This window comes from Robbsia andropogonis, from assembly GCF_000970345.1.
Taxonomy (GTDB): Bacteria; Pseudomonadota; Gammaproteobacteria; order Burkholderiales; family Burkholderiaceae; genus Robbsia; species Robbsia andropogonis.
Map to the genome: position 1 here is coordinate 1 of NZ_LAQU01000265.1, position 326 is coordinate 326.

Annotated in this window: 1 protein-coding gene; it reads right to left on the reverse strand. The window is 54.9% G+C overall.

What is annotated here, in order from left to right; genetic code table 11:
* On the reverse strand, nucleotides 1-326 hold a 326-nt coding region (locus WM40_RS27455; RefSeq protein ID WP_046154717.1), incomplete at both ends, for an integrase core domain-containing protein.

Here is a 326-nt window from a genome sequence, read left to right on the forward strand (position 1 = left end):
CCCCGCTCAGAAGTAGAGAAATCCGGCTTTGCGGTTACCTCTGACAACGCCGTTTCCCGCGCCTGGCGGGCGAATTCGGCAGGTGTCGCCCACTGCAATGCAGAGTGGGGACGACACTCATTATAATCCCTTCGCCACGCTTCGATTTTGCTCTTGGCGTCGTCCAGCGACAAGAACCAATGGGCATTTAGACACTCCTGCCGAAGACGGCCATTGAAGCTTTCACACTTGGCGTTATCGGTCGGCTTGCCAGGTCGGCTGAAGTCGAGTTCAACATTATTCTCGTATGCCCATTTGTCCATCACCTTCGAAATGAACTCGCTGCC